Raw genomic sequence first — 26,584 nt, forward strand, 5'->3', positions numbered from 1 at the left:
CCCGGAGTATCGGACCGAGGGGTTTGGACCCTTGAAGGAGTGGAGGGCTCCCCGAATTCCCGGCCGCGTTGGCAACGCCCCCTCTCGGCGCGGGTTAAATAGGCACCCCATGACGATGTCCAATCTCACCCCACTCCACCATCCCGTCCGTACCCTCCGATTGGTCGCTTTGGCCTTTGCCAGCCTTCTCCTGCTGGGGGTTCCGGCTCCGGCTGCCCAGCCGGCACCGTCCGACGACGCCCCCGTGGCCATATCGGCAATCGCCCAGCGGACCACGACCCAGCCCGGCGACCGGTTCGCCGTTGCCGTCGTCCTTGAGTTCGCGGAAGGGTGGCACGTCTGGCCCCACGTTCCCGTTGTCCCGAAAGAGCTCGACGGGGTCACGGCCACTCCCACCGACCTTGGCATCCCATCGGAAGGGACGTCCAAGGGGATCACCGCTTTCCCAAGCCTCGCACAGTGGCCCAAGCCCGCGGCCGTGGAGACCGGCGCGTTCACCGGCGACCCGATCCGGCTCCTGAGTTACGCCCAATCCGCGGTGATCTTCCTGCCCGTCCGCGTCGACGACAACGCCACTCCCGGACCAGCCCACGTATCGGTGGAAGTGAGTTTCCAGGCCTGCAACGAGACGACCTGCCAGCCGCCTACTTCGCTCACGGCTACGGCCGCGTTCGAGATTGTGGCGGCCGGAACGCTGAGCACCGATTCTCCGTCTGGAGACGCCTTCAAGGGTTTCGATCAATCGGTGCTGGCGGAGATCACCGGAGTTCCGAGCACCTCGGTGCAGCTCGAAGCCAGTTCGCCTCCCCGCCAACTCCCCTCCCTCTTCGGAGTCCAACTCCCCAGCCCTGACAGTGCGGTCGGCGTGTTCGTCCTGCTGCTGGTCAGCATCCTCGGCGGCGCCTCGCTCAACCTCACCCCGTGCGTCCTCCCGGTTATCCCGATTAAGGTCATGACTCTTGTGCAGCACGCCAACTCACCGGGCCGCACATTCGCACTCGGTGTGTGGATGTTCCTGGGTGTGGTCGCGTTTTGGGTCGCCGTCGGGCTTCCCATGGCCGTCTTCAGCGCCGTGCTCGATCCCTCGCGGCTGATCTTTGGAACGTGGTGGGTCACCCTCTCGCTCGGGCTGATCATCACCGCGATGGGCCTGGGGATCATGGGCCTCTTCACCTTCAACCTCCCCCAGTCTGTCTATCTCATCAACCCAAAGGCCGACACCCCCGGCGGCTCCTTCTTCTTCGGGGTGATGACCGCCGTACTGGGCCTTCCGTGCTTCGGCTTTGTTGCCGGAGGGCTCCTCGTCGGGGCTCCGTCCCTCGGCGGCTTCCGCATTATGGTGATCTTCACCGGGCTCGGACTGGGGATGGCAGTCCCGTACCTGGTCCTTTCCGCCAAACCCGGTCTCGTGCACAAGATCCCTCGTACCGGTCCGGCGAGTGACCTTGTGAAGCAAGTCATGGGGCTGCTTCTCCTCGCCGCCGCCGCGTTCTTTGTTGCCGCCGGAATTCAGACGCTGCTTCACGAACGGCCGTATCTCTCCAAGAGTTTCGGCTGGTGGGTCGTCGCGTTCTTCGTCACGCTTGCCGGTGGGTGGCTCGCTCTCCGCACTGTACAGATCAGCAGAGCCGCATTGCCGAGAGTTGTCCTGCCCTTCGTGTCGTTGCTCGCCGTCGGCGTCACGATCGCATTCGCGGCGGGCATGTCCCGGACGGCAAGGGAGGACTGGGAACGATCGGAGATGACAACCTCCGGCCCCGGAGCCCTCATCACCGGTGCCTGGCACGAGTACTCGGCCGCCCGCTTCGAACAGGCGATCCTGGCGGAGAGGGTCGTTGTCGTCGACTTCACGGCTGACTGGTGCATCAACTGCAAAGTGCTCAAGCAAACCATCCTGGACACCGAACCCGTTCGATCCCGCCTGCAGCAGGACGACGTAGTGCTGCTCGAGGTGGACCTCACCTCGAGCTCCGCGCCAGGCTGGACCTTCCTCCAGTCGCTCGGCCAGACCGGCGTGCCGACCCTCGCGATCTTCGGCCCCGGCGCTTCCAAGCCGATCGTCTACAACGTGTACACACCAAGCGTCGTCATCGCGGCCATTGAAAGGGCCAAGGGCCCGCCGGCGACCGCCGCCGCGGCCCCGACCATCCCGACACGGCCCTGAATGGTCCCCTGTGCGGGTGCGATTGACTGGCCGCCACGAACCGTCTACCTTCATCCCTCGACCGGGATTTGCCGATGAGGTTCCCGGTAGGCATCGCGGGTGTAGCTCAGTGGTAGAGCGACACGTTGCCAACGTGTAGGTCGAGGGTTCAAGCCCCTTCACCCGCTTTTCCCAGGCCGGGTTGCCGATCTCACCGATCGGCCACTCGGCCGTTCGGATTTTTGGGACCTTCCGGTGACGCGCCAGCCATGCCCCCACCCGCCCCATCTGGTCGCCTCGAGGTTATCGCCGGCTGCATGTTCAGCGGCAAGACGACCGAACTCATCCGCCGCGTCGCCTCGGCCGTAGCGGACGGCCGGCGGACCGTCATCATCAAGCCCGCGGCCGACACGCGCTCGGGCGGCCATATCCGTTCCCACACCGGCCAGTCGATCCCAGCGGTCGAGGTTCCCGATGCAATCGCTGTCATGGCTGCCTGTGAAGGGGCCGACGTGGTCGTGATCGACGAGGCCCACTTCTTCGGCCCGGCTCTGACACCTGTCTGCTGCCGCCTGAGATCTGCCGGCGTCCGCATCATCGTGGCGGGAGTCGTCCGCGACCACTTCGGTGATCCCTTCGAACCAATTGCCGGCCTTGCTCCTCTCGCAGACGAGTACACCACGTTGACAGCGCCCTGCAGTTCGTGCGGCTCACCGGCCATTCACTCCCAACGACTCATCAACGCCGCCAAACGGATCGCCGTCGGGGGCGCCGAGTCCTACGAAGCGAGGTGCGACCGCTGCTTCGTGCCGACGCGCCGTTGATCGCGCCTACCCGCGCCTCGCTCCGAAGAACATCCCGACGACCGCCGACGCCGCGGACGGCATGTACCCCATGACCCACGACCGGGCGGCGCCCGCGTGCTCCTTCGCCCACTCCACCCCCTGGTCGACCTGCCCCTCCACCGTCGACCAATCGAACACATCAACCCCGGCCTTGCGGAGCCCGTAGATGCCCAGGGCTGCCAACCCCGCGACCAGCAGGGTGATCTTGATGAACTTCCTGGCGACAACCGCAAAGAAGTATCCCACGATAAACGACAGCCCCAGCCGGAAGACGGCCGGGGCCGAATCGTCGATCAGGCGGCTCTTCGGTGCGGCGTCAGAAGGCGCCGTCGCCGACAACTGGGACGAGAACGCCGAGGCCGCCGAACTCTCAGGCACGGCCGGAGAAGCGGTCGCCGCGGCGTACACCCACATCGCCGCACCAATCGCAGTCACCCCGATGGCTGCCAGCAGCACCTTGGAGCGCCAGATCGACGTTGCCGTCGCGGTCGCCTTCTCTTGAAGGCCTGGGGCAGGTTTCTCGGTCATGGTCATCCTCCTCGCGGCGAGACCCACCGGGGAGAGCCAGACGCCCTCCCGAGCCATAAGTGTACGAGTTCTGCCTCCCTCTTCGTCACCAGATCATCGAGCATCAATCCACGCCTCAACTGCCGCTTCGGCCGCTCCCGCCTGAGACGCCATGCCGCGAAGGTCGATCACCGGCATCCGCCCCCCATCGAGGAAGCCCGTTGTCGTCAGGGACACTTTCCAGGCCAGCACGTCCAGACGGCCATCGCGGGATCCAACCGGGACGCGCATTCCCATCGAAGAAACATCAGTCAGACGGACCGCACCGAGCCTCAACCCGAGGGCCGTTGCCGCCACGACCGCATCGCCCCCCGCAGCAACGATGCGAGCCGGGTCGAGGCCGATCCGCACTCCGGGCACCCCTTCGCCCCCATCCACCGGCCATCCAAAGTCAGCCAGGACCACGCCCCTCTCTAGTGCCCGCGCGCCGAGCGACGCGACCACCGCCTCCGCCCCCTTGGGCGGAAACGTCGTGCATACCGCGATGGCCGAGCCACCAAGAGCGTTGCCCCCCCACCTCCCAAGGGACTCCAGTTCTGCAGCAAGCTCGATCGCCGCGAGCACGGCTCCGGTGGCCCGGTCCGCCGTGGCGTTCTCCGCGAAGTGCTCGGGGGGAATCCACAGGTCCAGCCCGCTGCATCGCAGGCCGATCCGACGGAACGACGCTGCAAGGTCTCGCCTCGCCGACCGCCCAAGGTCCCGCGGCCGGATCTCTGCATCTCTCGCATCGAGCTGGGCCCCGGCGACGCCAACCTCTCCGGAACGAATTGACTTGATCCAGTCCAACCCGGCGCGCACTCCCGCCTCGATCCCGATTGAGGCACGATCGAGCCCAGACATCGCAACACTGAGATCCTCGATGCGCATGGCCTGTTGTATCCGGTCATCCGATCAAAGTCTCGCGCTGGTACGATCGGTGCATGAAGCCATGGAGGCCATTCTGCGAGGCCCTGCACGTCTCGGTCCTGGGCCTCTGGCTCGGCGCCCTGGGGATGGGTGCGGCCAGCGCGGGCGTGCTGTTCCCGACGATGAAGCGTCTGGCCCCTCGACTTCCCGATTTTTCGGCCTACTCGGGCGATCAATGGCTCATCGCCGCGGGCCATGTGGGCCAGAAGGTGTTCCTGATTCTGGACGTCGTTCAGTTCGCCTGCTCGCTCATCGCTGTCGTGACGTTCACGGCTCTGGTGATGTTGAGGCCTCGGGCGAGGATTGGCGCATCGTTCATTCTGCGAGCCGTGGCGCTGAGCATCGCTCTCGCGAGCGTGGCCGGCGAGATCTTTATCCTGGCCCCATCCATGAACGCAGCGCTCCAGGCATACTGGTCGGCCGCGAGGGCGGGGAACCTGGACGCCGCACTCGAGCACCAGCAGGCCTTCACGGCGATGCATCCCATGGCAACCAAGCTCATGGTCCTGACGGCGATAAGCGTGCTTATCTCGCTGGCTCTCGGAGCCTGGGCCGCCGCGACGAGCCGGCCCGCTGGGGAGCCCGGTTCGCGTGGCCTGGAAACGCCCGCACTACTGAATGCGAGGACCTGAGTGGCACGCCCGCGGATACAGGCTGAGCCCGACCTGCCCTTCTCGCTCCCCCAGGTCACCCAGGCACAACGAGCTCGAGCGCTCGAACTCCTTGCCGCCCTCAAGGGCCACTATCCGAACGCCAAGTGCGAACTGGAGTACTCGAGCCCGCACGAACTTCTCGTTGCGACGATTCTCTCCGCCCAAGCGACGGATGCCGGCGTCAACAAGGCCACCCCGGCGCTCTTCAAGCGATTCCCCGCTCCATCGGACTACGCGAATTCCACGCCCCAGGAGATCGAACCGTACATCCGGACCATCGGACTGTTCCGCAACAAGGCCAAGGCGATTCACGCTTCAATGAAGGATGTCGTCGAGGTCTTCCACGGCGAGGTTCCCCGCACGATGGCTGAACTCCTCACCCTGCACGGGGTCGCGAGAAAGACCGCCAACGTCGTCCTCGGAAACGCATTCGGAATCAACGTCGGAATCCCGGTCGATACGCATATCCAGCGTCTAAGCGTCCGCCTCGGGCTCGTGAAGGACGGGACCAGTGTCCAGATGATCGAGCGCCGATTGATGGCGCTCTTCCCCCGCGACCAGTGGTGCGAGGCGGGCCACCGCCTGATCTTCCACGGACGCTACGCCTGCAAGGCCCGCTGCCCGGCGTCTGGCGGCTGCCACCAGCACCCGATCTGCGCCCAGTTCGGTCGGTCGTGCGAGTGCCGCAAAGCCAGATGACCCTGCCAACTCGGTTGAATACTCGATGTCATGAACATAGTATTTTATTATTGACCGTTCTATTACTATTGAAAGGCCTGATGATGGCAAACAAGTCATTCGACGAGAAGTTTCTGCTCGAACTCGATCTCTCCGGACTCCTCGACCTCCGCGATGCCGTCGTGAAACGCCTCAAGGCCGAGCGAAACCGCATGGACGGCCTCATGGAGAAAGTCACCCACGCCATCGGTGAGGCCTTCGATTCCCACGATGGCGCCCCCAAGCGTGGCCGCACCAGAGCATCGCGCCCCGGTCGCGGCCGGGGCCGGCGCGGCGAAGGCTGGGAGATTGTCCGGTCGGCCATCGAGAGTAAGGGCGGCAAGGCCAAGGCCGCGGACATCCGCCCGTCCTGGGGGAACCGCTCCACACCGCTCTCCGTCGCCCTCGCGTCCTATGTCAAGAGCGGCCGGCTCAAGAAGTCGGGCAAGGGCCGCGACGCGGTCTTCACTCTCGCAAAGGGTGAGTGAGTAGGCTGGGCCGCCCCCCCCCAGCGCCGGCTCGCGGCTCCCGACCCGAAACGTGCCCGGCAGGAGTCGAACCTGCAACCTCTGCCTTCGGAGGGCAGCGCTCTATCCAATTGAGCTACGGGCACATGCTCCAAGCGCCGGCCTGCGCCGGCACCTGAATCCCAACGGCCCGATGCTACGATCGGCCACACCGTTTGGCAACGGCCACACCCCCGCAAGTCAACTACACACCCACCCAGAGCCGACGGCCCCTCCCACCGCAGGTTCCGATGACGACGCTGGACGCCACTCCCACTCGCCCGAAGCACCCGGCACTCTCCGCCAAGCCCTCCCCCCTCTGGTCCGTTCTGTCCTGGACCTTTATCAACTCCGTAGGCACTGGCATCCCAACCACCGGGATGGTCTTCCTGACCACCTCCGCCTATTCCTTCAGCGCTACCGAGAACTACGTCCTGGGCGTCATTCAAGGGCTCACCTACATCGCAGGAGCCCTGCTTGCGGGCCCCGCCCTCAGGCGACTCTTTGCGAAGTTTCCCCGCCTGAATGAGCGTCTGGTTCTCGCAAGCCTGATGGTCCTGCTCGCCGCGATCTGTGTCCTGCCAATCGCCGCCCGCACCTTCTCAGGCGGCGGCCGGGCCGGATCGTGGTCCGTCTGGGTCGTCATGGCCTGTTACAGCCCGCTCACCGGCGTTCTCTGGCCCGTCACGGAGTCCTACCTCTCAGGCGGCCGCCGCGGCGAGAATCTCCGCTCATCCATCGGCACCTTCAACGTGGTCTGGAGCAGCGCCCTCGTCGCGTCCTACTGGTGTATGGCCCCGCTGATCAAGAACCACCCCCTGGAGGTCATCCTCGGCGTCGCATTCGTCCACCTCCTCAGCGTCGCGCTGCTCCGCCCGATGGGTCCACGACCGGCCCGGCACATCGCCGAGCATCACGAGCCACACCCGATCATCTACACCGCGCTCCTTCGTGTCTTCCGGCTCCAACTCCCCGTGAGTTACCTCTTTTACGCCGCTCTGACTCCGTACCTCCCCTCGGCTCTGCGACAACTCGGCATCGAGATCACCTGGCAGACACTGATCGCCTCAACCTGGCTCGTCGCACGCGTCCTTACCTTCTTCGTCCTCCAGCGCTGGCAGGGGTGGCACGGACGCTGGCCCGCCTCAATCGTGGGCGGCATTCTCCTCCTGGTCGGTTTCAGCGGAGCCGTCCTCTCGCCCGGACTCGGCTCCGGCGGAGTCGGGCTTGGCCTCTTCGTGCTCTCCCTCGTGGGATTCGGCATCGGAATGGGCACTATCTACACCGGCGCGCTCTACTACGCGATGGAGGTTGGTTCAGCCGAGGTCGACGCCGGCGGCGTCCACGAGGCCCTCATCGGAGTCGGGTACGCGGCGGGCCCGCTGTGCGGCCTCGGGGCGTATTGGGCCGCTGCGGTTGGCCTGATCTCCGAGGACGCGCGGGAGATCGTCATGATCGCGCTCGTTTCGGCGCTCAGCCTTCCGGTCGTCGTCTTCGCGCTGCTCAGCGCCACCCGGACAGCCCGCCGCGGAGATCCATCCGGCACCTCGCCCCCTTCGCTCAATGGGAAGGGATGACTTGCTCCGATAAGGCCCCTGCAACGGCGTGACCCGGCGCGGGTATGCTGCTATGGAGGCCGGGAGGCCGATTCACTTATCTGTGGGAGGACGTGTGCCGATCGCCAAGAGTCGTCAATCGACCACAAGCCAAGGGAAGAACCCGGGCCCGTGGCGGGCGTACTGGTGATACGTGATCGGTATGGCACCGCACCACCTTGCAGGCCGGCACGGCCTCAGAAAAGGATCGATTCATGAGCGTGGAACGCACCGTTCGTGCACTGCTGGCCGGGTGCATCGCCTGGTCCGTCGTCGCCCCCGCTTCCCTGATCGCCCAGACCTCGGCCCCCACCACCGTCGCCTCCGCGGCGAGTTCGCGGGCCGCAACAGATGTCGCCAACCGAGTCTGGGCCCAGGCTCTCGCGGGCAACGGTGACGCCGCGCTTGACGTCGTCCGCTCCCTCCCAGCTGAGAGCGCTGATCCGACCCTCGTCCACCTCAAGACGCTCCCCGATCAGTACGACCTGCACCTCGTCAAGCAGGCCCAGGCTCGCGACGAACGTCTTGCCACCCTCCAGAAGGAACTCGACGAGCAACTCGCCAAGCCCCAGTCCGCAACGACCCTCAGCGAGGCCCTCAAGACCACAGTCGAGTGGTACATGCTCTCGCTCGACAAGTCCAAAGTCCTCAGCGACCCGCGGATCGAGAAACTGGTCGCGGCCGCGGACACCAGCGCCAAGGCCGCCGAGGCCGAGGGCGACTGGCTGACCGCAAACGAGCTGTTCGTCCGCCTCAGCCTCCTGTTTGACGAGCAGGGCCGGTACCGCGACGACGTCAAGCGCCTGGGTCACCGGCTCTCGATGCTCCGTCTGTTTGTCCCACAACGCTTCTGGGAGATGCGCAACCAGCAGCGGATCGCTTCAGGTAAGGACCCGCTCCCCCCGTACAACGCGCTCGGCGAGGACTACGCCGAAAAACTCAAGGGTGTCTCCCTCTCGCTGGTTGAGACTGCGATCAACCGCGCCGCCGAACAGCACGTCGACCGCGCCCGGATCGGCCGTCGCGACCTGCTGATCGGAGGGCTTGAGTTCGTCCGCACCATGGTCACGACGACAGACCTCAACCCCGTCTTCCCCGGTCTCGCCGACGCGCAGGCACGCACCCGGATGGTCGCGTATCTCGACGACAAGATCAACGACCTCTCCACCAACGCCGCCCGCTACTCCCGGTATGAGGTCCCCAAGCTGATCACCGATCTGCTCACCGTCAACTCCGAAACCGTGCGTCTCCCCGAGACGGCCGTCCTGCGCGAGTTCGGCGATGGCGCCATGTCCCGCCTCGACGATTTCTCGGCGATCATCTGGCCCGACGACCTCGCCCGCTTCGAGCGGATGTATCAAGGCAAGCTCAAAGGCATCGGCGTCCAGATCCAGATGGACGAGGCTACGCAGCTCATCAAGGTCGTTACTCCCCTTGAGGGAACTCCCGCTCAGCGAGCCGGCATCCGCGCCGGCGACCTCATCAAGAAGATCGACGGGCAGGCCGCGCTGGGCCTCTCGCTGAACCAGGCCGTCGAACTCATCACCGGCCGCGAGGGCACCAAGGTCAACATCACCATGGAACGCGACGGCGACGAGGTCGACTTCAACCTCGTCCGCGCCGTCATCCCCATCCGCTCCGTCAAGGGCTGGAAGCGCACCAACGCCCGCGAGGACAAGTGGGACTGGTTCGTCGACCCCGAGAACAAGATCGGCTACATCCGCCTCCTCCAGTTCCAGGAGGACACCACCAACGAACTCAACGCGGCGGTCCGCGAGATGAAGGAGCAAGGGGTCAAGGCCCTGGTCCTCGACATGCGGTTCAATCCCGGCGGGCTCCTCACCCAGGCCGTCAGCGTGGCCAACTTCTTCATCGACCACGGCACCATCGTCTCGACCACCGGCGAGAACGCGAGCGAGGAGGCCGTCGCCCGTCTCGCCAAACTCAAGGGTCTGCCTCTGGCGGTCCTCGTCAACGAAGGCTCCGCCTCGGCCTCGGAGATCGTCTCGGGCGCCCTCAAGTACTACGCGGACAAGGGCGACATCCGCGCGGTCCTCATCGGTGATCGCACCTACGGCAAGGGCTCGGTCCAGAACGTCTTCGACCTCTCCCGCAACGCCCAGATGAAACTCACCACCCAGTACTACAAACTCCCCAGCGGCGCCATCATCCATCGCCTCCCCGGCGCCGCCGATTGGGGTGTCAGCCCTCACGTCACCTGCGCCATGCTCCCCGAGCAGATCTCGCAGTCTCTCACCCTCCGTCAGGATGCGGATGTGATGCCGATCGACGAGAACGGCAATCCCGCCCCGGGCGCCACCGCGGTCGATCCAAGCAAGCTGCTCACCGACGGCATTGACCTGCAACTCGAGTATGCCCTCGTCCTGCTCCAGACCCAGACCGCCTCGCAGCCGACCGACCGCCAGGCGCGGCTGAATAACTGATCCCGCAGGTCAACCGCGGCTACGCCTCTGCCTCCTTCGCCCCGCTCCGGACCTATCCGGTGCGGGGCGTTTGCTTGGCACGCCCCGCGGCCATCCGCCCCATGTCGGATTCGCCCCTACTATGGCGATGATCACCGCTTTCATTTTGTTTGGATTCCGATAGCAATGTGGCCGGAAGTTCAGGTCGATTGCGTTCCCTACGGTCCGGCCCTACGAATCCCCTACGGGACAAGCGCACCGCGGCACAATCCGCCGCCATGAAACCAGAGACCCAGATGCGTCACGCGACCGAGCCAGCAACGCCCCAACCGTCAAAGCACCCTCGTTCCGGCCGCCCCGGTTCCGGGCGGCCCTCCGAGGCGCTCCCCGATGCCACGCTCATCGGATGGCTCCGCGACATGGTCCTCATCCGCGAGTTTGAGGTCCGCTGCGCCCAGTCCTACCAGCAGGCCAAGATCGGCGGCTTCTGCCACCTCTACATCGGGCAGGAAGCCTGTGCCGTGGGCACCATTGGCTCGGTCAACCCCGATGACCCGGTGATCACCGCCTACCGCGACCACGGCCATGCCCTCGCCCGCGGCATGTCCGCCCGGGCCTGCATGGCCGAGATGTTCGGCAAGGCCGCAGGGTGTGCGAAGGGCAAGGGCGGGTCGATGCACATGTTCGACCGCCCCCACCACCTCTACGGCGGCCACGGGATCGTCGGCGCCCAGACCCCGCTGGGCGCGGGGCTTGCCTTCGCCACGAAGTACGAACGTGAAGTGCTCAAGACCACCGACAAGAAGCGGGTCGCCCTCTGCTACCTCGGCGACGGCGCCCTCAACCAGGGAGCCTTCCACGAGGCCCAGAACCTTGCCGGCCTCTGGTCGCTCCCCGTGATCTACGTCCTGGAGAACAACCGCTATTCGATGGGCACCTCGATCGAGCGCGGCACGACGATGGCCCACAACCTCCTCTCCAAGTCGGCGGGGTACGGGATCGAGGGCCTCAAGATCCCCCACGACGAGGCCATGGACATCCTCCGCCTCTACGACCGCTTCAAGCCCTTTGCTGATGAGTGCCGCGAGAAGCAGCGCCCGGGATTCGTGGACCTCCACACCTACCGCTACCAGGGCCACTCCATGTCCGACCCGCAGAAGTACCGCACCAAGGAGGAGGTCGACCAGGTCAAGTCCCGCGACTCGATCGACCTGCTCGCCCGCCACCTGCTCGACTCCCACGAGCAGGGCGGCCGCGCCTGCCTCAGCGAGGCGGATTTCATCGCGATGCAGAAGGAAGTTAAAGCGGTCGTCCACGACGCCATCGACTTTGCCGACAAGGCCGAAGCCCCGGGCCTCGACGAGCTCTACACCGACGTCTACGTGAACATCCAGCCCAATCTCAGTCCCACCCGCGACTACGCCAAGGGCGAGAAGAACCCGCTGCTGTAGCCTGCTCATGCATCGCGTTACCGACATGACAAGGGAAACCTCTGGCTCGGGCTCGGCACTCTGGGCATCATGAGCTCCGCGCTATTCAAGTTGAGTTACGAAGTTCGTCCGCTCGTCGCCTCGCCTCACTCCTGTCTCTTCTGGGTCCTTGTCACCGCATCGTCCATCGCCATCGCCAAGGGGGTCAACAAGACCGTCTGCTGAGCACTGCAAGACCACGCACTCAGGAACCGACCCGATGCCCGCCACGCTCGACCCAACCACCTCGCACATCCTCCCCGAGGACACCCGCGAGATCTCGTTCCGCGAAGCCCTCCGCGAGGCCATGACCCTCGAGATGCGCCGCGACCAGCGTATCTTCCTGATGGGCGAAGAAGTCGCTCAGTACCAAGGGGCCTACAAGGTCTCTCAAGGCATGCTTGAGGAGTTCGGCCCCGAGCGCATCATCGACGCCCCGATCTCCGAGAACGGCTTTGCCGGCCTTGCCGTCGGCGCCGCCATGTACGGCCTTCGCCCGATCATCGAGTTCATGTCCTGGTCCTTCTCCCTTGTCGCCGCTGATCAGCTTCTCAACAACGTCCCCAAGATGCTCTACATGTCCGGCGGTCAATGGGGCTGCCCCATCGTCTTCCGCGGCAACAACGGCGCCGGCGGCCAGCTCGGCTCCACCCACTCATGGACCGTCGAAGCCCTCTACTCCAACATCCCCGGCCTCAAGATCGCCATCCCCTCCTGCCCCGCTGACGCCAAGGGCCTCCTCACCACCGCGATCCGCGACGACGACCCCGTCTTCAACCTCGAGTCCGAGCGCATGCTCTCCGAGAAGGGCCCCGTCCCCGAGGGCGACTACGCCATCCCCTTCGGCCAAGCCGCCCTCCGCCGAGGTGACTGGTCCGGCGAGCGCGACAGCGACTGCACCCTCGTCTCCTTCGGCCGCCCCGTGAACTTCTGCACCGACGCCGCCGACGAACTCGCCAAAGAGGGCATCGCCTGCGACGTCCTGGACATGCGCACCGTCCGCCCCCTCGACATTGACTCCATCATCGAGAGCCTCAAGCGTACCGGCCGCATCGTTGTCGTCGACCAGTGCTGGCCCTTCGCCAGCGTCGCGAGCGAGGTGGTCACCCAGGTCTGCGAACGCGCCTTTGACTACCTTGATCACCAACCCCTCCGCGTCAACACCGACGATGTTCCGACGCCGTACGCCAAGAACCTCGAAGCGGAGTACCTGCCTCACAAGGGCAAGATCATGCGGGCGGTGAAATCGACGCTCAATCTCGGGTAGGTCCGCCCCCCACCCTTTCGCCGATGATTGCACCCGGGCGACACCCAAACCCGACACCTATCCTTGAAGCCGCCGTGACAACGGTGAACCCGGAAGAACCGCACGATGCCCATCGAGATGAAAATGCCCCGGCTGTCCGACACTATGGAGGTCGGCACCGTCGTCAAGTGGAACGTCAAGCCCGGCCAGGCGGTCAAGTCCGGCGATGTCATCGCAGATATCGAAACCGACAAGGCCACCATGGAGCTCCAGACCTTCGACGAGGGCACCGTCGCATCGCTGGCCATCCCCGAGGGCAAGTCCGTCCCCGTCGGTACCACAATCCTCGTCCTCGCCGAGGCAGGCGAGAACGTCGACACCGCCTCAAAGCCCACGCCCGCGGCCAAGTCTTCTCCGTCGCCTGATCGCACTTCCTCCCCCGCGCCCGACGCCGTCGCCCGCCCTGCACCCCCCCCCCAGCCCGCCAAGGCCGCAGCAGCCCAGCCCCGCGACGCCGACCGCGTATTCGCCTCCCCGCTCGCCCGTAAGATCGCCGGCGAGCGCGGCGTCGACCTCGGCGGCGTCCGCGGCACCGGGCCCTCCGGCCGCATCGTCCGCAAGGACGTCGAATCGGCCCCCACCACCGCGGCTGGGTCCCGCTCATCCGCTCCGACCTCCCCGGTTCGCCGCGAGACCTCGAAGGTTTCGTCCCTCTCTGCCGGCACGATCCCGGGCGTCGCCCTGCCGCCGGCCGATGCCTCCCTCCAGGCCCGCACCATCGATCTCTCGAACATGCGGGCGACCATCGCCAAGCGGCTCGTTCAGTCCAAGTCGACCATCCCCCACTACCAGGTCACTGTCTCGGCGCGGATGGACGCCCTGCTGACCCTCCGTTCCCAGCTCAACGATCAACTCGCCCCCCAAGGGGTGAAACTCTCCGTCAACGACTTCCTCGTCCGTGCCTGCGCTCTGGCGATGCACGCGCACCCCTTCATCAACTCCAGGTGGAAGGACGCGGCCGACAAGTCCACCTCGCCTTCGATCGAACTCCTCCCCGAGGTCAATATCGGTGTCGCGATCGCTCTCCCGATCGACCCCAAGACCCTCTCCGGCGGCGGTCTGGTTGTCGCCACGATCCGCAGCGCCGATCGCCTCGGCCTCCGGCAGATCTCCCAGACCTCCCGAGCCCTCTCCGAGAAGGCCCGGTCCAAGGGCTTGACCATCGAGGAAATGGGCGACTCCACGTTCACTATCTCCAACCTCGGGATGTTCGGTGTGGACCACTTCACGGCGATCATCAACACCCCCAACGCGGCCATCCTCGCCGTCGGCGCGGCGATAGAAAAGCCGGTCGTCAATACGGACCCCAAGTCCGGCGAGAAGCACCTCGGCATCGGCCACGAGATGTCCATGACGATGTCCATCGATCACCGTGTGATCGATGGCGCCATGGCCGCACAGTACCTTGCGACCGTGAAGGATCTCCTCGAACGGCCCGCGACCCTGCTTGTCTAACGGTTCCTACCGGCGTCGCCTCGCGGCAAACACACCAGCCGCCGCCAGCAGCGGCAGCGTGCCCGGTGCCGGCAACTGCGGGAAGGTGATCCCGGTCGCCGTAATGATGTAGTTACCCGTCTCGCCCTCGCCGGTCCAGTCGATATGCGGATTGAGTCCGCCGATGCCGTCGGCCCGCGAGATCTCCGTGGTCGTCATCTGATCGAAGATCGGTCCCGAGATGCTCACCGGGTCCCGATTGAATCCGGTCACGGCCAGCATGTAGTCACCCACCGCCGGAACCACGACCGGCCCCGGGCCATCGGTCGACATGCCCGTCAGCAGGGGGCGGAAGTCGCTGATGCTGCGATCATCGTTCGCCAGCAGGCCGTACGCCTGATTGGTCACCGTGATGTTGAACAGGAACAGCTGGGCGTTGAAGTCGGAGGTGGTGATCGAGATCGAGAAGTTCACCGGGTCGATGATTCGGATGAGATAGCAATCCTCAAAGTCAGGAAGCAGGTTCGAGCCGCTGAGCGCGCCCGTAATGGTGTTCAGCACCCCGGCCGTTCCGAACGGCACCTGTGCTGTGCCCAGGTTGAATCCGGCATCCCCCACCTCGGTCCAGTCCGGACCGGCAAGAGCCGAGGCCGATACACAGAGCGGAACCGCTATCGCTCCTGCCTGAAGACAGGCGCGGAGTCCCGACCGGACGGACTGGTGCCGTTGCATATCTCTCTCCTCGCTTCTCGATCAGAGGACCAAAACACGAGCCCGTGGGGGCTTCAGGTACAAATGCCGCTTTCTGCGAAGCTCCCCATCCCGGGGGAACCCCCAACCCAGCGGTCAATTGTGTGTCTCAGGTCCAGAATTGCAAGCGTTATCTCAAAGAATCCCGAGCGATCGCACGGAAACCAAACACCAAGCCGACCGTCACTCCCGGGCAATGTGGGGAAACGCGACCGGGCTGCGGTACCCGTCCCGGTCATAGGCCCTGATCCCGAAGAAATAGTCGTCTTTGTTGAGCCGGATCGTCGCCTGGGTGACATCGCCGACATCCTGCGACTGCTGCCACACCGGGCTTGTCGTCTCCCGCCACACCACCTCGTATCCGGCCACATCCGGCTCGGGCGGCTTGGTCCATCGCAGCGTGGTCGTGCTGGTCAACTCCCCGGTGAGAATCACGGCATCCCCAGGCGGCGACGGCGCATTGGCCAGGCACACAATCGCCGCCGCGTTCAGCCGGCACACATCCGCCAGATAATCCGTGTCAACGAACGACGCCATATCGCCGTACGGCGCACCGTCTTTTTCCGTCACATTCTGGTGCTGCCTGGAGTAGTCCTCATCAAGCTCTGTGAAACGGACAGCCGGAAATCCGGCTTCGTTGAACGCCAGATGGTCCCCGCCCCGCAGGAACCGATCCGCGCGGAAAACCAGTTTCGGCTTCACCGACGTGTTGTATGTCTGAGCAACATCGTAGATGTACCTTGCCAACTGACGGCTCGGCGAATCACTCTCGGCCGACAGGGCCCGCATCTTCGCGTACTCCTCCGCGCTTGCCTCCCGCGGCAGTCCCTCTGAAAAAACCCGGACCAGCCGCCGGGCGTTGGCCGTGGCTGCCGTCCCCGCCGGAGCGCTCGGGTCGCCAACGATGTCGTTGTTCAGCACGCCCAGAATGTGCTCCCCACGGGCCGCCGCCTGCTCCGCGTGGAACTTTGCCCCAAGCAGCCCCTGCTCCTCCCCCGCGGTTGCCAGGAACACGATGGTCGCATCGGGGCGCTGCATCGGGGCCAGCGTTCTCGCTACATTCAGCATCGCCACGACCCCTGAGGCGTCGTCGTTCGCACCCGGCGCATCCCCAGTCGCATCCAGCCCGTCGCCGTTCCGCGAGTCGTAGTGCCCGACGATGTAGTACCGCCTCCCCTCCGCCTCCTTCATGGCCCCGGGCAGCACCGCCACGACGTTGTAGATCTCGGTATCCGCCGGCACCCGATCGCTCCGTCCCGCCGGCTGCGTGAACGTCTCGTATGACACTTGGAGATCACGCGATCCATCCTGTTTGCCCAGTTCGTCGAACTGAGCCTTGAGCCACGCCCGCGCCGCCCCGATCCCGCGCGTCGCCGACGCCGTGTCCGACATCGTGTGCCGGGTCCCGAACCCGACTAGGGCATCCAGGTCGGCACGGATCTGCACCGCATCGATCCCGCCCATCACCTGCCGGGGGAACGGCGCTGGAGGTGGGGGAACCATCGAAACCACCGCGGAAATCGCAAGAGTTGGAATCAGCATGTCGAGAGGATACGTCTGTCCCGTGACATCCGCCCCGGCGTGCGACCGGCCGCCCCGTGCACAGGCCCCTCGCCGGATAACATGAGCCATGAGCGACGACCAGACCCACCCGGGACAGGATCTCCGCCGTCTGATGGACACCAGCTGCGTTGCGGCGCCCGGGGCCTTCAACGGGCTATGTGCCCGCGCCGTCGCCCGTGCCGGGTTCAAGGCGTGCTATGTCTCCGGTGCGGCGACCAGCGTGTGCGCCGGCGTCCCCGACGTCGGGGTGCTCACCATGGACCACTTCTGCCGCGTGATCCGCGAGGTACGCGACGGCAGCGGGCTTCCCGTTCTCGTCGATGCCGACACCGGCTTCGGCGAAGCCGAGATGGTCCGGCGGACCGTCATTGAATACGAGCGAGCCGGAGCTGCCGGTCTGCACCTCGAGGATCAGGTCTTCCCCAAGCGCTGCGGCCATCTCGATGGGAAGACCCTCGTGCCCACCGACCACATGTGCGAAAAGGTCGCGTGGGCCGCCAAGGCCGCCGAACAGTCGGGCTGTGGCTTCATCATTTGCGCCCGCACCGATGCCCGCGGCGTCGACGGATTCGAGGCCGCTGTGGAGCGGGCTCGCGCCTACGTCGAGGCCGGAGCCGACATGATCTTCCCCGAGGGCCTCGCCACCGAGTCCGAGTTCTCCAGGTTCGCCGAGGCGATGGGCCGCGGTTCCGGCAAGCGCGCCGGCCCCTACCTCCTCGCCAACATGACCGAGTTCGGCAAGACCCCCATTATCCCCGTCGACCGCTTCGCCGCCATGGGCTACTCGATCGTCATCTTCCCGGTCACGCTGCTCCGCATCGCCATGGGCGAGGTGATGAGGTCGCTGGAGATCCTGAAGAAGGACGGCTCGGCCGCCCGCCTCCTCGAGGAAATGCAGACCCGCCAGCAGCTCTACGACCTGATCGACTACACCCCGGGGTCTCCCTGGGAGTGGCCCAGCCGCAACGCGTGATCACGGTCAGCGGGGCCCGGAAGCCGCCAGGATCTGCCCGCGCCAGAACGGCCTGCGACCCTTCTGAATCTGGACGAACCCAGGCATCCCACCCTCCGATGTGTACGCCCCCTCGATCGCCACGACATCCGCATCCGACAGCGGGAACTCGAAATAGGGTTTCTCAAACGCGTTCCTGACGGTTTCGAACCGCTCGGCCGCCGCGGCGAGAATCCGGTCCCCATCCGAGAGATCCGTCGCAACCGGGAAGTACAACGTCCCCCCCGGCCGCAGCCGATCTGCCGCTCTCGCCAGCAGCGTCAGGATCGGCCCCGTACCGTCAATGCCTCCCGTCGGCACCTGGTCCGAGTACCACCCAAGAGCCCGGGCAACTCCGTCTGCAATACCCGAGACATCCCCGATGATCACATCCGCCATAACGCTGCGGAGTTCCGCCTCGCGGTCAAACGGGTCAAACCAGTCCCCCTGGTAGACGCTGATCCGGTCCGCGAGGCCGTACTTCGCCGCGTTGAGCCTGGCGAGTTCGCAGTGGAGCGCTACCGGGTCGACGGCGACCACCCGCTCCGCTCCGTCCAACCCGGCCTTGATCGCCAGCGGCCCAATCCCGGTTCCGATGTCAAACACGGTGTCGCCAGGGGCAACCTGCACCGCCCGGCCGAACCGAACGGTCGTCGGGTTCGGGCGGAACGCCTTCTCCGAGATCAGCAGCTCAAGGGGAGGGTCAGTCACCCGGCATGTAATCAGGGGCAACGGCTCAGCCGCTTCGGGACCAATGATCAAGGGATTCCCTTCCGTGGCCCGACGAGCCGAAAAAGCACCGCCCGAGGTTATGGTAGCAGACCGCGCCCTCCAACGCTCGCAGCAATCCCAAGCTTCCCGTCGTTCGCGATCTCGCAAACTCGGCTCATTTCCCCGCCTCACCGGTCTACAGTAGCCAAGCGGAGCGAATCGGCCGCGGCAGGTACGTGACCACGCTCCGCTCCCGTCAACCTGCCCCAGTACTTTGAGGGAGCCTGTTCATGTCCACGGCGTCATCGTCGGCGTTTGCTCGGGGTCTCGAAGGCGTTATCGCCGGCCAGACCTCCATCTGCTCGGTCGAGCAGGGAGCTCTGATCTACCGCGGCTACGAGATCCACGACCTCGCCCAGAACGCCACGTTCGAGGAGGTCGCCTTCCTCCTTCTCGAGGGCCACAAGCCCTCCAAGGACGAACTCTCCCGCTTCAAGGGCGAGGTGATCAGCGAGCGAGCACTCCCCGAGCCTGTCGTCTCGTTCCTCAAGCAGAGCGGGCCTTGGCTCAAGGCAGGCACCGCCGTCCCGATGGACGTCCTCCGCACCGCCGTCTCCATGCTCGGTCACCTCGACGAGGACTGCCAGAAGGTTGACGCCAAGGCCAACCTCCGCAAAGCCAAGAGGCTGCTCGCCAAGATCCCCACCGTCATCGGCCACATGCAGAACGTCATCGACGGCAAGCCCATCGTCGCCCAGGAGACCGGCGGCGACCCCAGCCTCTCCCACGCCGCCAACCTCCTCTACCTCATGAGCGGCAAGAAGCCCAGCGACGACTACGCCCGGGTCCTTGACATCTCCCTCATTCTCTACGCCGAGCACGACTACAACGCCAGCACTTTCGCCAGCCGCGTCATCGCCGGCACCCTCAGCGACATGCACGGCGCCGTCACCGGAGCCATCGCCGCCCTCAAGGGCCCCCTCCACGGCGGAGCCAACGAGGCCGCCATGGAGATGCTCAAGGAGATCAACCAGGCCACTGGCGGCAGCGCCGACGCCGCCAAGATCCAGGCATTCATGAAGAACGCCTTCGAGACCAAGCGCAAACTCATGGGCTTCGGCCACCGCGTCTACAAGAACGGCGACCACCGCGCCCCGATCCTCAACAAACTCGGCCGCGGCATCGCCCAGAAGCAGGGCCCCGACTTCGTCAAGTGGTTCGATATCGGCGATGAGGTCGAGCGCATCATGCTCCGCGAGAAGAACATCCACCCCAACGTCGACTTCCCCTGCGGCATGACCTACTTTGTCATGGGCATCCCCGTCCCGCAGTACACCCCCATCTTCGTCGCCTCGCGCATCACCGGCTGGGCCGCCCACATCATGGAGCAGCACGCCGACAACCGCATCATCCGGCCGCTGGCCCAGTATGTTGGTCCGGCGCAGATGAAGTGGAAGGCGTAGGCAGCGACCTGCGACCTTCAGAGGGAGGCGCTCACCATGTCCTCCTTCGAGTTATTCATCCCACAGAAGGGAGGCAAAGGGGCGCTCGGCGCCTTCTTACCGTTCCTCGCCGCGGTTCCAGGCTGCGACTGGAGAACTGACGAGGGGGGAGCACTGTGGACGGTGAACGACACGCGCCTCCTCAACCTGGACTTTGGGCTCTACCCCGGTGACCAGATGAACGCGGTGCTCGCGGTCGTCGAGCTTGCTGTGACCCACACAGCAGGCTCGATCAACATTCCCGGATCAATCGTCTATCTCAGTGTTCGTCCAGTCGACTTCCACCACGCCATGTTCTGTTACGACGTTCGCCGCGACCGTTCACGCGACGCCGAGCACCGCGAAGTCGTCGCCCTGATCCGGGATACAGCTCAAGGCGTTTTGGAGTCCTTCGAGTCCATCTTTCAACACCTCGATGCAGTTGCCCCGCCCTACCCCGCGCATGTTGCCCCGCCCCCCGGCCACGGCCGGAACCAACTCGGCGCCGAGCTCCTCGCCCGTGTCGAACGAGTCGCGGCCGCGCTCACGAACTGGGGCGCCGGACGCTCTCGGCGCACTCACGGCTAGCTCTGCCTGCTCTCTGCCATGGGCCGCCATACAGTACCTCTTCTTCCTGGAAACCACTCATGAACCCCAACAAGGCCCTCTGGGAAAAGGGCGATTTCACCCGCATCGCTAGCTTCATGCGAGACTCCGGCGAGGCTGTCGCTCGCTCCTGCGGCGCCACATCCTCCATGCGGGTCCTCGACCTTGGCTGCGGGGACGGCACCACCGCCCTCCCCATGGCCGGCCTCGCCGCCGAGGTGGTCGGGATCGACATCGCGAAGAACCTCGTCGACGCCGGCAACGCCCGCGCCAAGGCCGCCCGCCTCACCAACCTGACCTTCCAGGAAGGCGATGCGTGCGCCCTCACCGGCGTCCCCGACTACTCCTTCGACCTCGCCATTTCCATCTTCGGCGCCATGTTCGCCCCCCGCCCCTTCGACGTCGCCAAAGAACTGGTCCGCGTCACCCGCCCCCGCGGCCGGATCATCATGGGAAACTGGATCCCCAACGATCCGACCTTCGTCTCCCAGGTCCTCCGCATCAGTTCCGCATTCACACCCCCGCCCCCCGAGGGCTTCATCAGCCCCATGACCTGGGGCGTCGAGTCCCACATCACCGAGCGGTTCACCAAGGCTGGCGTCCCCGCCGCGAAGATCGCCATGGCCAGGGACACCTTCCACTTCACCTCCCCCGACAAGTCCCCCGCCGAGTTCATCGACCTCTTCCGCCGCTACTACGGCCCAACCATGAACGCCTTCGAGGCCGCCCAGAAAAACGGCAAAGAGAACGAACTCCACGCCCAACTGGTGGACCTCGCCAACTCGCAGAACACGAACACCGCTGGCGGCACCTCGATCCCGGCGACATTCATGCGAGTGACGGTTACACTCTAACTCGCTCATGAAATGCTGAACAGACGGCTTGTTCCTGTCGATTGGGACGCAGGGCCCGCCATCTGTCGGCGCTGCATCATCGTATAAATCAAGCGGTGCGCCCAAGGGTTCTCGACCAGCCGCATCACCGCCCGGTCCCAGAAACTCACACGGCCGATCGTGTGCTCGCACAATCGCTCGATATCGGCCGCAGTGACTTTGGTGACGATCGCTTCTTCCGCCGCGAGCGCCCGGCGCAGCGACTCACGATCTTCGTGCTCGACAGCCAAGGCGAAGACTCTGAGCAGCTTCTCCGTCTGCTGTTTGGGCTCGAGTTCGGCCCGCACCCACTCGCGTGCCTGCATACCCAGTCGTCGGCGCAGACCGTAGTCGTCCATGAGTCGCCTGAGCGCCACCGGAACGCTCGCCAGATCCGCGCATACCAGACCGCCCCGCTCGTGGCCCACGATCTCCAGTTGTGCGTTGGACTTCGTCGGCGTGCTCAGCGTCACCACCGGCGTCCCGCACAGCATCGCCTCGCAGAGCACCATTCCGAATGTCTCGCCGATCCGTGTCACGTGCAGGAACACGTCCAGCGCCGAGTAGGCTTCCCTCAGGCTCTGATCGTCGTGCAGGAACGGCATACTGAGCACTCTTGCCCTCACGTCAGGCCGCAGGTCGGCCATCGCGCGGTCCAGCGCCGGAGCCCGTCCCAGCAGAAGCAGGTGCGCCCGCGGCTCGGTCTTCGCGAACGCCTCGAACGCAAGCAGCAGAGTCCGCGGCCAGATCGGTCGCTGCGGCTGCCCGAACCGTCCCAGCAGGAACGCATCAGGCGCCAGACCGAGCCGTGCCCGGAACGCCTCGCGCTGCTCGACCGACGACGGATAGAACGAGTCCGGCCGCACAAAGGGGCGAACAAGTGCATCCACAGGCGGCGGAGACAACGGACGCGCCCATCGTCGCCACCTCCACATGCACCACTGGGATATCTGGACATGCACATCCAGCAGGTTTCGGTCCGGCGTCCAGTCAACCTGGGCAAAGTGCTTAGTGGCGACGATCGGCAAGCGATGGGCGGACTTCGCCTTCAATTGGCGCAGGACAACCCCGAGCATTGGCCTCGCCCCCCCAAAGCGGTGAGCATGGATGATGTCGGGGTTCCAACCCGATGCCTGGGCCGTCACGTGGCGAATCTGATCCAAGCCGGTTCCACCGACAAACGTCGAAACGCCCGCGGCCTGAAGTCGTGCAATTCTCGGTCCGCCTGCCTCGTAGGCCAGCACTGCGGAATCATGACCGGACTCGCGGAACGCGATGGCGCACTCCTGGGCAATCCGCTGCATGCCGCCAGGACCCAGATTATGGATGACCGTCAGGATTCGCATCAGGGAATCAACGGGAACACCGGATTGGCAACCGCCCGCGTTCCCTGCGGAGCAGCACCCAGACCATCGCCATACGCACGATTCCGCGGATTGTTGCCTATCGACCAATCTGTCCCCAATACCGAGACTATCTCACAACTTGAGTATCCATCGGTGGTTGCAGTCGGGCGAACCCGATGCCCACCTCCTGAAATATGGGACCGACCAACGCGTTTGTCCTGTGCGAGTCGGCATCCTGCCAGTGGGATTACCCATGGCCCGACCCGCTTTGGAGCGGTTCCTATGCGCACGGCCAGAGTGTTGGTTTCCTGCGTTGTTGTCGGAGTCATGTCCCTACCGGTACTCGCCCAGCCGAATCAGGGTGGCGGCCGCGGGGGCCAACCCCAGCCGCGGGAGCGGCAGGGCGGCGGCCCGCAGGGGGCGGGTGGCCCGCGTCAGGCCATGTCCCCGGAGAAGGCCAAGGCCGCCTGGGAACTCGAAGCCCAGAGCGTGGCAAAGAAGCTCGGCCTGAGCGAGAACGAAACCGCCGCGCTCGTCAAGGCCTACACCCAGGCCCGGGAGAGCCACAACGCGGCGACCCAGGCCTTGCGGGAGCGGGCACGCGAGGGCGGTGGCGGAGAAGGTGGCGACGAAGGCGGTCGCGGCCGCATGCGTGAGGGCATGCGAGAACTTCAGGAACTCAATGCCGCCGAACGGACCAAGCTGGAGAAGTCGCTGGGATCGTCCCTCTCGCCGGAACAGACGCAGAAGGCCGTCGCAGTGCTCGGGACGTTCAATCGGCGTTGGGACCAGATGGTTGACACCATCGCCGGGTTCAACCTCGAGGGCGCCAAGCGCGACCAGGCCCTCGACGCGATCGAGGAGTTCGTGACCGCGCAGGCCAAGGCGATGCCCGGCCCGGGCGCAAACCGCGAGGACATCGATCCCGAAGCACTCCGCAAGACCATGCAGGAGTCCCGGCAGAATCTCACCACGGCTCTCAAGCCCGTGCTCTCCGAGGACCAGATGAAGCAGTTTGAGACGATGCTGAATCCTCGCGGCATGGGCGGCCGAGGCGAGGCCCAAGGCGAAGACAACGCTCCGCCACGCCGTCGCGGCCGCGGCCAGCCAGGCGGTGGCGACGGAAACGGGGGCTGATCGCGAAGCCGGATTCCAACCAGGTGCTTCCGAAAGCGGCGCCGTTGGGCGCCGCTTCTTTACTGCGCACACACTGTGTAGAAAAGTGGCGCCACCGGCTGCGGTCCTACCGCAACCAATGGCGCCGGATGGAGGCGCTCCCTACTCAATCACGCATGCGGCTGCCGCACGCGAACTCACCTCCCTGTCCCAATCACTACTAGACTCAGCGCGAACCGCAAGCCCTGCGCGACCCTAGTTTGCGTCTCAAGATTCACGATTCCTGGCGCGCCGTTTGCTTCCACTGGCACAGAGCGATTGTGTCCATTGTTGAGCTTGTCGGGCGGGTGAGAAGGTGAACCGGACACTCACCGATGCACTCGCCGCTCGGGCATGATCGCCGACAACGCGACCGATGCTCTCGCCCTCGCCTGTCCCCTGTTCGTGCTCTCCGAGAAGGGTGAGGTTGTAACGAAGGCCGACGCGGCGGGCGTCATCCCCGGAGCCACGCCCGATCAATGGATCATCGCTCAACTCCGCACACTCCGGCCGCACTGGTGGCCGAAGTCCGCGGGTGGCGGAGCAAGCGGCGGTTCACGGTCGCGGCGGTTGCGATCGTGTCGGCGCTGCTGACCAAGACCCCAGAGGCGGAAGCCCTGATCGCGGAGCGGACGAAGGCGCTGACGGCCGAGCGGGACGCGGCGGTAGCAGAGGCCGCGAAGGTCCGGGGCGAGCGCGCGGCGGAGCGGATCGACGCGGCGCTGTCCGATGCGTTCGCCAAGTGCGGGGCCAAGCCCGAGCACAAGGCCGACTACCTGACGCTGGCCCGTGGTCTGTTCACGGTCGATGAGTCGGGCCGCGTCGTGACCCGCAAGGATGCCGCCGACACCCTGCCCGGAGTGGAGCCGGCCGCGTGGATCGTCAGTCAGTTGCGCGCCCAGCGGCCCCACTACTGGCCGGTGAGTGTGGGCGGTGGAGCCGCCGGCGGCCGGAACGGCATCGCCCTGGGCGATACGGGCTGCTACAACCCGCGCAGCCCCAAGTTCAATCTGAGCGATCAGTCTCGCTACGAAAGGCGCTATGGGAAGGCCGCCGCTGACGCCGCGATCCGGCAGTACGGGGGCCGGGCATGATCGGCGACGGCCTGCTTGACCGTATCAACAAGTTCGCCCAGCGGGTCCGCCTGTCCAATGCTGACCTGTGGGCGATCGTGGAACTGAATCGGTTCATGGCGGACGACGTGCGCCGGCCCCCAACCGAGGCCGACGTGGAAGCCTGCTGCCGGCACGTCGGCGCGGACGCGAACAAGGTACTGCTGTTCTACTTCGGCGCTCGCCCTGGGCGGTGGTGGCGGTGGATGCACCGGGTCAGGCGGGAACGATGATCCTCGTACAATCGTCCCCATGACTGCGAAGATTCCGCCACTACCGACGCACAACATCCGCCGACACGTCGTCATCATCGGTGCTGGTGCTAGCCGCGCCTGCTGCCCGAAGGGCGACGCTGCCGGTCGGAAACTGCCTGTCATCGCCGACTTCATCGAAACCCTCAAGCTTCGGCCGAAGTTGGAGGCGGCCGGTGTCTACGTCGATGGGGAAAACTTCGAGGCCCTCTACTCCCGGCTCGTGGCCGGTGGGAAGCACGCCGCGTTGGTGAAGAACCTGGAAGACGAGGTGTTCAACTACTTCACCGAGTTACGGTTGCCGAAGGAACCGACGATCTATGACCACCTCGTGCTGTCACTTCGATCGAAGGACCTGATTGCGAGCTTCAACTGGGACCCGTTCCTGATTCAAGCGGTGCGCCGGTGCATCCCGATCGCAAAGCCCCCTCTCTGCCTGCACCTGCATGGGAACGTGGCGACTGGTTACTGCGTTCGACACGAGCGGCCAAGCATCGGCGACCGGGGCAACAACTGCCGGCAGTGCGGAGAGCCGTTCGTGGACAGCCGGCTGCTGTACCCCGTGGCCCAGAAGAACTACACGGCTGATCCCCTGATCGCTCTCGCGTGGAAGTCCGTGCAATCGGCGATGAAGAACTGCTTCCTGCTGACGATCTTCGGATATGGCGCGCCCGCCACCGACGTTGAAGCCGTGAAGCTGATGAAAGAGGGCTGGGGCGACGTGAACGTGAGGCAGATGGAGGAGACGGAGATCATCGACATCCGCTCGGAAGACGACCTGTGCAAGACCTGGGACCCGTTCATCCACTCCCATCACTACCAGACCCACACCACGTTCTACGACTCCATGCTGGGCCTGCTTCCCCGGCGATCGGTGGAGATGATGTTCCGTCAACTGGTCGATGCCGAGTTCATCGAACACTTCCCGCTGCCGAAGGAAGCGGACTGGTGGGAACTGCGGGAGTGGGCGCGGCCGTTCGTTGAACAGGAGGAAGCCGCCGCGAGCGCCGCTGCTGCCGCAACGCCAGCCGGCTCCGCCAAATCCCCGGCTCCGAAGCCGAAGCACAGCGTGTCCAAGAAGGCTAAGGCAAAGCCGAAGGCAGGAAAGAAGGCTGCCGCGAAACAGCCGAAGGCAAAGAAGAAAAGGGCGAAGAAGAAGAAAGCGTAATCAGCGGGGCCGCC

At 65.4% G+C, this 26,584-nt stretch carries 24 protein-coding genes and 2 tRNA genes; 19 read left to right on the top strand and 7 right to left on the bottom strand.

The genetic code is table 11. From position 1 onward, the window contains the following. Window positions 1-109: 109 nt before the first annotated feature. From KF745_02520 to KF745_02530, 3 genes are all read left to right on the top strand, one after another. Entirely contained in the window at window positions 110-2,164 is a 2,055-nt protein-coding gene (locus KF745_02520; protein ID MBX3357282.1) for a thioredoxin family protein, read from the top strand. Between the two features lie 95 nt (window positions 2,165-2,259). Beyond that, window positions 2,260-2,331, top strand: a tRNA-Gly gene (locus KF745_02525). Between the two features lie 81 nt (window positions 2,332-2,412). Then, entirely contained in the window at window positions 2,413-2,967 is a 555-nt protein-coding gene (locus tag KF745_02530; protein MBX3357283.1) for a hypothetical protein, read from the top strand. 6 nt (window positions 2,968-2,973) lie between these two features. On the opposite strand, the gene KF745_02535 is transcribed toward KF745_02530, so the two are convergent. Then, window positions 2,974-3,516 carry a hypothetical protein gene (locus KF745_02535; protein ID MBX3357284.1) on the bottom strand — a complete coding sequence of 181 codons (543 nt, stop codon included), beginning with the start codon at window positions 3,514-3,516 and terminating at the stop codon, window positions 2,974-2,976. 93 nt (window positions 3,517-3,609) lie between these two features. Further along, window positions 3,610-4,422: a hypothetical protein gene (locus tag KF745_02540; protein ID MBX3357285.1), complete on the bottom strand. Its 813-nt coding sequence runs from the start codon at window positions 4,420-4,422 to the stop codon at window positions 3,610-3,612. 53 nt (window positions 4,423-4,475) lie between these two features. On the opposite strand from KF745_02540, the gene KF745_02545 reads away from it, so the two are divergent. The 3 genes from KF745_02545 (at window position 4,476) to KF745_02555 (ending at window position 6,319) form a co-directional block, all read left to right on the top strand. Then, window positions 4,476-5,093, top strand: coding sequence for a hypothetical protein (locus KF745_02545; protein MBX3357286.1), 618 nt, complete (start codon window positions 4,476-4,478; stop codon window positions 5,091-5,093). 33 nt (window positions 5,094-5,126) lie between these two features. Further along, window positions 5,127-5,813: an endonuclease III gene (gene nth, locus KF745_02550; protein MBX3357287.1), complete on the top strand. Its 687-nt coding sequence runs from the start codon at window positions 5,127-5,129 to the stop codon at window positions 5,811-5,813. Window positions 5,814-5,896: 83 nt separating this feature from the next. Next, window positions 5,897-6,319 carry a hypothetical protein gene (locus tag KF745_02555; protein ID MBX3357288.1) on the top strand — a complete coding sequence of 141 codons (423 nt, stop codon included), beginning with the start codon at window positions 5,897-5,899 and terminating at the stop codon, window positions 6,317-6,319. A gap of 51 nt (window positions 6,320-6,370) precedes the next feature. Here KF745_02555 and KF745_02560 read toward each other — a convergent pair. Next, window positions 6,371-6,444: transfer RNA gene (locus tag KF745_02560), tRNA-Arg, on the bottom strand. A 144-nt stretch (window positions 6,445-6,588) separates the two neighbouring features. Here KF745_02560 and KF745_02565 point away from each other — a divergent pair. The 5 genes from KF745_02565 to KF745_02585 all read left to right on the top strand — a co-directional run bounded on the left by KF745_02565 (window position 6,589) and on the right by KF745_02585 (window position 14,585). After that, entirely contained in the window at window positions 6,589-7,914 is a 1,326-nt protein-coding gene (locus tag KF745_02565; protein MBX3357289.1) for a hypothetical protein, read from the top strand. 233 nt (window positions 7,915-8,147) lie between these two features. Further along, window positions 8,148-10,376, top strand: a complete 2,229-nt coding sequence (locus KF745_02570; GenBank protein MBX3357290.1) for a S41 family peptidase — start codon at window positions 8,148-8,150, stop codon at window positions 10,374-10,376. 257 nt (window positions 10,377-10,633) lie between these two features. Next, window positions 10,634-11,806 carry a pyruvate dehydrogenase (acetyl-transferring) E1 component subunit alpha gene (gene pdhA, locus KF745_02575; protein ID MBX3357291.1) on the top strand — a complete coding sequence of 391 codons (1,173 nt, stop codon included), beginning with the start codon at window positions 10,634-10,636 and terminating at the stop codon, window positions 11,804-11,806. Window positions 11,807-12,044: 238 nt separating this feature from the next. Beyond that, a complete protein-coding gene (locus KF745_02580) occupies window positions 12,045-13,091 on the top strand; it encodes an alpha-ketoacid dehydrogenase subunit beta (protein MBX3357292.1) in 1,047 nt (348 codons plus the stop codon). Between the two features lie 105 nt (window positions 13,092-13,196). After that, on the top strand, window positions 13,197-14,585 hold the full coding sequence (locus KF745_02585) for a 2-oxo acid dehydrogenase subunit E2 (protein MBX3357293.1): 1,389 nt from the start codon (window positions 13,197-13,199) through the stop codon (window positions 14,583-14,585). A 6-nt stretch (window positions 14,586-14,591) separates the two neighbouring features. On the opposite strand, the gene KF745_02590 is transcribed toward KF745_02585, so the two are convergent. Both KF745_02590 and KF745_02595 read right to left on the bottom strand, forming a co-directional pair. Further along, complete coding sequence (locus tag KF745_02590; protein ID MBX3357294.1) at window positions 14,592-15,296, bottom strand: hypothetical protein; 705 nt, start codon at window positions 15,294-15,296, stop codon at window positions 14,592-14,594. Between the two features lie 201 nt (window positions 15,297-15,497). Continuing rightward, complete coding sequence (locus KF745_02595; protein ID MBX3357295.1) at window positions 15,498-16,856, bottom strand: M28 family metallopeptidase; 1,359 nt, start codon at window positions 16,854-16,856, stop codon at window positions 15,498-15,500. Between the two features lie 88 nt (window positions 16,857-16,944). Between KF745_02595 and KF745_02600 the strand changes: the two genes are divergently transcribed. Continuing rightward, window positions 16,945-17,850 (top strand): isocitrate lyase/phosphoenolpyruvate mutase family protein, encoded by a 906-nt coding sequence (locus KF745_02600; GenBank protein ID MBX3357296.1) that lies wholly within the window; start codon window positions 16,945-16,947, stop codon window positions 17,848-17,850. A 6-nt stretch (window positions 17,851-17,856) separates the two neighbouring features. Here KF745_02600 and KF745_02605 read toward each other — a convergent pair whose 3' ends face one another. Next, window positions 17,857-18,579: a 50S ribosomal protein L11 methyltransferase gene (locus KF745_02605; GenBank protein MBX3357297.1), complete on the bottom strand. Its 723-nt coding sequence runs from the start codon at window positions 18,577-18,579 to the stop codon at window positions 17,857-17,859. A gap of 290 nt (window positions 18,580-18,869) precedes the next feature. Here KF745_02605 and KF745_02610 point away from each other — a divergent pair, with 290 nt between their 5' ends. The 3 genes from KF745_02610 to KF745_02620 are packed head-to-tail and all read left to right on the top strand — an operon-like array spanning window position 18,870 to window position 21,520. Next, entirely contained in the window at window positions 18,870-20,042 is a 1,173-nt protein-coding gene (locus tag KF745_02610; GenBank protein MBX3357298.1) for a citrate synthase, read from the top strand. A 36-nt stretch (window positions 20,043-20,078) separates the two neighbouring features. Beyond that, on the top strand, window positions 20,079-20,648 hold the full coding sequence (locus KF745_02615) for a hypothetical protein (protein ID MBX3357299.1): 570 nt from the start codon (window positions 20,079-20,081) through the stop codon (window positions 20,646-20,648). Window positions 20,649-20,707: 59 nt separating this feature from the next. After that, window positions 20,708-21,520 (top strand): class I SAM-dependent methyltransferase, encoded by an 813-nt coding sequence (locus KF745_02620; protein ID MBX3357300.1) that lies wholly within the window; start codon window positions 20,708-20,710, stop codon window positions 21,518-21,520. A 5-nt stretch (window positions 21,521-21,525) separates the two neighbouring features. Here the strand turns inward: KF745_02620 and KF745_02625 are convergent, their stop codons facing one another. After that, window positions 21,526-22,884 carry a glycosyltransferase family 4 protein gene (locus tag KF745_02625; GenBank protein ID MBX3357301.1) on the bottom strand — a complete coding sequence of 453 codons (1,359 nt, stop codon included), beginning with the start codon at window positions 22,882-22,884 and terminating at the stop codon, window positions 21,526-21,528. A 327-nt stretch (window positions 22,885-23,211) separates the two neighbouring features. Between KF745_02625 and KF745_02630 the strand changes: the two genes are divergently transcribed. The 4 genes from KF745_02630 to KF745_02645 all read left to right on the top strand — a co-directional run bounded on the left by KF745_02630 (window position 23,212) and on the right by KF745_02645 (window position 26,570). Further along, a complete protein-coding gene (locus KF745_02630; GenBank protein MBX3357302.1) occupies window positions 23,212-24,021 on the top strand; it encodes a hypothetical protein in 810 nt (269 codons plus the stop codon). A gap of 536 nt (window positions 24,022-24,557) precedes the next feature. Next, on the top strand, window positions 24,558-25,133 hold the full coding sequence (locus KF745_02635; GenBank protein ID MBX3357303.1) for a hypothetical protein: 576 nt from the start codon (window positions 24,558-24,560) through the stop codon (window positions 25,131-25,133). After that, window positions 25,130-25,384: a hypothetical protein gene (locus KF745_02640; GenBank protein MBX3357304.1), complete on the top strand. Its 255-nt coding sequence runs from the start codon at window positions 25,130-25,132 to the stop codon at window positions 25,382-25,384. The genes KF745_02635 and KF745_02640 overlap by 4 nt, the downstream gene beginning before the upstream one ends. Window positions 25,385-25,403: 19 nt before the next feature. Further along, complete coding sequence (locus KF745_02645) at window positions 25,404-26,570, top strand: hypothetical protein (protein MBX3357305.1); 1,167 nt, start codon at window positions 25,404-25,406, stop codon at window positions 26,568-26,570. Window positions 26,571-26,584: the final 14 nt, after the last annotated feature.

Source organism: Phycisphaeraceae bacterium (assembly GCA_019636655.1).
GTDB lineage: Bacteria > Planctomycetota > Phycisphaerae > Phycisphaerales > UBA1924 > JAHBXB01.